Annotated in this window: 1 protein-coding gene; it reads left to right on the top strand. The window is 67.8% G+C overall.

Annotated features, from left to right (window positions below; translation table 11 throughout):
- Positions 1-53 precede the first annotated feature (53 nt).
- Positions 54-1,340 (top strand): IS701 family transposase, encoded by a 1,287-nt coding sequence (locus DS843_RS30850; RefSeq protein ID WP_149472621.1) that lies wholly within the window; start codon positions 54-56, stop codon positions 1,338-1,340.
- The last annotated feature ends 2 nt before the right edge of the window (positions 1,341-1,342 follow it).

Below are 1,342 nucleotides of genomic sequence, written 5' to 3' on the forward strand. Positions count from 1 at the left end.
ATTATCCGTCGGGCCGGCTGTTGAAGGCTTCATCCTACCGTAGGGAGGTTGGGATGACGACGTCACCGGAAGCGGCGTGTTGGGCAGGCGATCTGGAGGCTTTAGCCGTCCGGATCGGTCCGCGCTTTTGCCGGCCCGAGGCGCGCGAGCGGGCCCGGCGGTATCTGGCCGGACTCCTGGCGCCGCTGGAACGGAAGAACGGCTGGCATCTGGCCGAAGCGGCCGGCGATGCCAGTCCAGACAGTGTCCAGGATTTCCTGGCCCGGATGCGTTGGGACGCCGACGCCGTTCGCGACGACTTGCGGGCTTACGTCGTCGAGCATCTGGGCGATCCCGACGCCGTTCTGGTGCTGGACGAGACCGGTTTCCTGAAGAAGGGCGAGCGTTCGGTCGGCGTGCAGCGTCAATACTCCGGCACGGCTGGGCGCATCGAGAACTGCCAGATCGGCGTCTTCCTGGGCTACGCCAGTCGACACGGCTATGCCTTGATCGACCGCGCCTTGTATCTGCCGCAGGGCTGGGCCGCCGATGAAGACCGCCGCCGTGCCGCCTGGGTGCCCGAGACGGTGGCTTTCGCGACCAAGCCCAAGCAAGGACTGACGATGCTGGAGCGGGCGCTGGACGCCGGTGTTCCCTGCGCCTGGGTGGCGGGCGACAGCGTCTACGGCACCGACAGCGCCATCCGACGGGAGTTGGAGCGCCGCCGGGTTGGCTACGTGCTGACCGTCACCAGCGGCCAGCGGCTGTGGCCGGGCTCGGTGAGCGACTGGATCGAAGAGGTCCCGGCCGATGGCTGGCACCGGCTCAGTGCCGGCGATGGCGCCAAAGGCCCGCGCTTGTACGATTGGGCCCGCCTGCCGTTCCGTGGCGCGCCGGAGGGCTGGAGCAAGAGCCTTCTCATCCGCCAACGCCTGGGGGATGGGGACTTGACCTTCTACCTGACCTGCGCCCCGGAAGGGACCGCTCTGGCCGATCTCGTGCGGGTGGCCGGCGCGTGCTGGACCATCGAGTCCGCTTTCGAGATGGCCAAGGGAGAAGTCGGGCTCGACCACTACGAGGTTCGCTCCTGGACCGGCTGGCACCGGCACATCACCTTGGCCATGCTGGCTTTCGCGTTTCTCACCGTCCTGCGCAAGGCGGCCATCGGGGGGAGAGGACCCGGCAGACTTGGCCGCCGATCTCCTGCCTCTGACCGTTCCGGAGATCCGACACCTCCTGTACGCGCTCATCGCCCGCCCCCCGCACCAGCCCGACGCCGCTATCGCTTGGTCATGCTGGAGACGGCGCCACCAGCAGCGAGCTCGGCGAGCACATTGGAAGCGCAGAACTCAAACCAATAAGG

The sequence above is a fragment of the Roseomonas genomospecies 6 genome (assembly GCF_008365375.1).
Classification (GTDB): Bacteria; Pseudomonadota; Alphaproteobacteria; order Azospirillales; family Azospirillaceae; genus Azospirillum.